The organism is Mycobacterium sp. TH-M103 (assembly GCF_057473785.1).
Genome location: NZ_JBYCLG010000307.1, coordinates 1 through 4,512 on the forward strand (window position 1 = coordinate 1; position 4,512 = coordinate 4,512).

At 71.3% G+C, this 4,512-nt stretch carries 6 protein-coding genes; all 6 read right to left on the reverse strand.

All coding sequences use genetic code 11. The annotated features are described in order from the left end of the window. Window positions 1–171 (reverse strand): carbamoyl phosphate synthase preATP-grasp domain-containing protein (locus tag AC2VOR_RS17110; protein WP_486964188.1); only part of this gene is annotated, 171 nt, incomplete at its 3' end. 85 nt (window positions 172–256) lie between these two features. Further along, entirely contained in the window at window positions 257–1,375 is a 1,119-nt protein-coding gene (gene carA / locus AC2VOR_RS17115; RefSeq protein WP_369739185.1) for a glutamine-hydrolyzing carbamoyl-phosphate synthase small subunit, read from the reverse strand. Next, a complete protein-coding gene (locus AC2VOR_RS17120; protein WP_369739186.1) occupies window positions 1,372–1,902 on the reverse strand; it encodes a PH-like domain-containing protein in 531 nt (176 codons plus the stop codon). Before AC2VOR_RS17120 ends, carA begins: the two co-directional genes overlap by 4 nt. A gap of 49 nt (window positions 1,903–1,951) precedes the next feature. Beyond that, window positions 1,952–3,244: a dihydroorotase gene (locus tag AC2VOR_RS17125; protein WP_486964186.1), complete on the reverse strand. Its 1,293-nt coding sequence runs from the start codon at window positions 3,242–3,244 to the stop codon at window positions 1,952–1,954. Then, entirely contained in the window at window positions 3,241–4,206 is a 966-nt protein-coding gene (locus AC2VOR_RS17130; protein WP_369739188.1) for an aspartate carbamoyltransferase catalytic subunit, read from the reverse strand. Before AC2VOR_RS17130 ends, AC2VOR_RS17125 begins: the two co-directional genes overlap by 4 nt. Beyond that, window positions 4,203–4,512: bifunctional pyr operon transcriptional regulator/uracil phosphoribosyltransferase PyrR (locus tag AC2VOR_RS17135; protein ID WP_486964187.1), on the reverse strand; the 310-nt coding region annotated here is incomplete at its 5' end. The genes AC2VOR_RS17130 and AC2VOR_RS17135, both read right to left, overlap by 4 nt.

Below are 4,512 nucleotides of genomic sequence, written 5' to 3' on the forward strand. Positions count from 1 at the left end.
GTCGGTCATGATGGTGGCCGGGTTGGAGTTGACCAGGCTCACCTGCAGGCCCTCGGCCCGCAGCACCCGGCAGGCCTGCGTGCCGGAGTAGTCGAACTCGCAGGCCTGTCCGATCACGATCGGCCCCGAGCCGATCACCAGCACGTGGTTGAGGTCGGTGCGACGCGGCACTAGCGCTTCCTTCCCATCTCGGCGCGAGCGTGCGGGTGTGCACGCCGGCACGCCGTCAGCGGCGTGCAACTGCGCACGCTCGCGGTCATTGCTGCCCCGCCATCAGGTCGACGAATTGGTCGAACAGGTATTCCGCGTCGTGCGGACCGGCGGCGGCCTCGGGGTGGTACTGCACCGAGAACGCCCGCCCGTCGGCGAGTTTGACGCCCTCCACCACGCCGTCGTTGGCGCAGGTGTGGCTGACCACCGCGGGGCCGAACGGCGTGTCGAAGGTCTGGCCCGCCTCCCCTTCCAGCGCGAACCCGTGGTTCTGGGCGGTGATCGCGACCCGGCCGGTGGCGTGGTCGATGACCGGGATGTTGATACCCCGGTGCCCGAACACCATCTTGTAGGTGGACAGTCCCAGCGCCCGCCCGAGGATCTGGTTGCCGAAACAGATGCCGAACAGAGGGATTCCGGCGCCCAGCACCTCGCGGGTGAGCCCGACGACATGGTCGGCGGTGGCCGGGTCACCGGGCCCGTTGGACAGGAAGACGCCGTCGGGCTGCAGCTCGCTGATCTGCTCGAAGGTGGCCGACGACGGCAGGACGTGGCTGCGGATGCCGCGGCGGGCGAAGTTGCGCGGGGTGTTGGTCTTGATCCCGAGGTCCAGCGCGGCCACCGTGAACCGGCGGGCGCCCTCCGCCTCGACGACGTAGGGCTGCGGCGTGCTGACCTCGTCCGCCAGGTCGGCGCCCAGCATCGAACGCTGGCCGACGACCCGCTCGAGCAGTTCGGCCGGTTCGGCCAGGGCGTCGCCGGAGAACACGCCGGCCTTCATCGATCCGCGGCTGCGCAGACGCCGCACCACCGCGCGGGTGTCGATGCCGGCGATCCCGACGATGTGCTGGCGGACCAGCTCGTCCTCCAGGGTGCCGGTGGCGCGCCAGTTGGACGCCCGCGGTGACGGGTCGCGCACCGCGTACCCGGCCACCCAGATCCTGTCGCCGCGGCTCTCGGCGTCCTCGGCGTTCCAGCCGGTGTTGCCGATCTGCGGCGCGGTGGCCACCACGATCTGGCGGTGATAGCTCGGATCGGTCAGCGTCTCCTGATAGCCGGACATGCCGGTGGAGAACACGGCCTCCCCCAGCGTTTGGCCGACCTCGCCGTACGGCGTGCCGGTGAAGACGCGGCCGTCCTCGAGCACCAGCAGGGCCTTGGTCACGCTGCTCCCTCCTTGCGCTGCTGCGGGCCGGGCGACCCCGCCCGCAGCACGTCGTAGTATTCGTCACGGTTTCCGGCGCGGAACCCGGTGTCGATCTCGGCGCCCGACGGCAGCCGCCACCGGATCGCCAGTATCCCGTTGCGGGCGCCGACCTTTCCGGCCATGCGCCGCTCGGTGCGGACGGCGGCGATCGACTCCTGGGGAATCCAAATCGGATTGGCGTGGCTGCGTTCCAGCAGGATCCCCTCCGGATAGCGGGTCAGCACGGCCTTGCTGCGGTAGCCCAGGTCGCCGGCCGTGACGCGGTCGTTCCAGGCGGGCGACAGCGTGCACCCGAGATAGGCGCCGCGGATGGTGCTGGTCGCAGCGCCCACCTCGGCGGGCATCTGGGGCAGATTTCCGATCAGCTCGGCCTGCCGCTCGGCGCGACGCCGCCAGCCGCGCATCATCAGCTGGATCAGCACCGCGATCACCACCACCAGCACGGCCGCGAAAATGAGCGACCCCACCAGCGTGCCGGAGTTCATGGGCGCCACTCCTGCCCACCGCTGCGCTGTCGATCGTCGCCGGCGCGGTTCATGCCGGGCTCTTCCCGTCTCGGGCGGTGAACTTGCCGCGCAGCAGGGTCGCGGTCACGGTGGCGGGCAAAGTCATCGACTCGTACGGCGTGTTGGCCGACCGGCTGGCCAGATGCGACCCGGCGACCGTCCAGGTGGCGTCGGGGTCGACCACGGTCAAATTCGCCGGCTCCCCCACCTCCAGCGGGCGGCCGTGGTCGGGCAGGCGCGCGATGCGGGCCGGGTTCTCGCTCATCACCCTGGCGACGTCGCGCCAGGTCAGCAGCCCGGGCGCGACCATGGTCTGCACCACCACCGAGAGCGCCGTCTGCAGCCCCAGCATGCCGGGGCGCGCCGCGGAGAACTCGACGCATTTCTCGTGCTCGGCGTGGGGTGCGTGATCGGTGGCCACACATTCGATTACCCCGTCGGCGAGCGCTTGACGCAAAGCGAGCGCATCGGAGGCTTCCCGCAGCGGCGGATTGACCCGGTTGACCCCGTCGTAGCTGGTCAGTCTGGTGTCGTCGAGCAGCAGATGGTGGGGGGTGACCTCGGCGGTGATCGAGATACCTTGGCCCTTGGCCCATTTCAGGATCTCCACGGTGCCCGCGGTGGAGGCGTGGCAGATGTGCACCCGGGCGCCGGCGTCGCGGGCCAGCAGCGCGTCGCGCGCGACGATCGATTCCTCGGCGGCTCTGGGCCATCCGGCCAGCCCCAGCCGCCCGGCGGTAGGCCCCTCATGGGCGACGGCGCCCGCGGTCAGTCGCGGCTCCTCGGCGTGCTGGGCGATGAGCACCCCCAGCCCGGCGGCGTATTCCAGGGCGCGGCGCATCACCAGCGGGTCGTGCACGCACACACCGTCGTCGGAGAACATCCGCACCTGCGCGGCGCCGGCGGCCATCATGCCCATCTCGGTGAGCTGCACCCCGGCCAGTCCGACGGTGACGGCCCCGACGGGGTGCACGTCGACCAGGCCGACCTGCTGGCCGCGGTGCCAGACGTGATCGGTGACCACCGGGCTGTCGGCGACCGGGTCGGTGTTGGCCATCGCGAACACCGCGGTGAATCCACCCAAAGCCGCTGCGGCCGAACCTGTTTCGATGTCCTCGGCGTATTCGCGGCCGGGCTCGCGCAGGTGGGTGTGCAGGTCGACGAATCCGGGCAGCAGCACGTGGCCGGTGGCGTCGATGACGTCCGCGGTGTCGGGGATCGCGAGCCCGGCACCGATCCGGGCGATCTGGCCGTCCTCGACCAGCACGTCGACCCGGTCGCCCTCGCCGTAGAGCCGGACCCCGCGAAGCAGCACAGTCACGCCGCACCCTCTTCCCCGGCCGGTTCGGTGCCGACCAGCACATGGAACAAGACGGCCATCCGCACGTGTACCCCGTTGGAAACCTGTTGCAGCACAGCCGATTGCGTTGAGTCGGCCACCGAAGAGGCGATCTCCATGCCGCGCACCATCGGTCCCGGGTGCAGGACCACCGCGTGGCCGGGAAGCATGGCCTGGCGGCGGTCGGAAAGGCCGTAGCGGACCGAGTATTCGCGCACCGAGGGGAAGAAGCCGCCGGTCATCCGCTCGGCCTGCACCCGCAGCATCAGCACCGCGTCGGCGGCGGGCAGCTCGGCGTCGAAGTCGTAGGAGACGGTGGCCGGCCAGCCGTCGACCCCGGCCGGCAGCAGCGTCGGCGGCGCCACCAGCACCACCTCGGCGCCCAGGGTGGCCAGCAGCATGACGTTGGAGCGGGCGACGCGGCTGTGCAGGATGTCCCCGACGATCACGATGCGCCGCCCCTCGATGCCGCCGAGCCGCTGGCGCAGGGTCAACGCGTCCAGCAGCGCCTGGGTCGGGTGTTCGTGGGTGCCGTCGCCGGCGTTGATCACCGACGGGCCGCCCCCGTCGAGGCCCGCGGACGAACTCCACTCGGCCAGCAGATGCGCGGCGCCCGAGGCCGGGTGCCGGACGATCAGCGCGTCGGCGCCGGCCGCCCGAAGCGTGAACGCGGTGTCGCGCAGCGACTCCCCCTTGCCCACCGAGGATCCGGTCGCGCTGACGTTGATCACGTCCGCGCTCATCCACTTGCCGGCCACCTCGAACGACACCCGGGTGCGGGTCGAGTTCTCGTAGAACATCGTGATCACGGTGCGGCCGCGCAGCGTCGGAAGCTTCTTGATCTCGCGGCCCACCAGGGCCTGCGCGAACCGGTCGGCGTCGTCGAGGATCGCGGTGGCCTCGTCGCGGCTCAGGTCGCCGGCGGCCAACAGGTGTCTGGTCATCTGATGTCGTCCCTCGAGATCACCACGCCGTCGCGGCCGTCGTGCTCGCCGAGCAGCACGTGGACGCTCTCGCTGCGTGAGCTCGGTACGTTCTTGCCCACATAGTCGGCCCGCAACGGGAGTTCGCGGTGGCCACGGTCCACCAGCACCGCCAGTTGCACCGCGCGGGGCCGGCCGACGTCGCGCAGCGCGTCCAGGGCGGCGGCCACGGTGCGTCCCGAGAACAGCACGTCGTCGACCAGGATCACGAGGGCGTCGTCGACGCCGCCGGCGGGGATCGAGGTGGGTTCCAGCGCCCGGGGCGGC

Coding starts and splice junctions, on each gene's coding strand:
- AC2VOR_RS17120 (WP_369739186.1), bottom strand. CDS start 1,902: ATGAACTCCGGCACGCTGGTGGGGTCGCTCATTTTCGCGGCCGTGCTG.
- AC2VOR_RS17130 (WP_369739188.1), bottom strand. CDS start 4,206: ATGACCAGACACCTGTTGGCCGCCGGCGACCTGAGCCGCGACGAGGCC.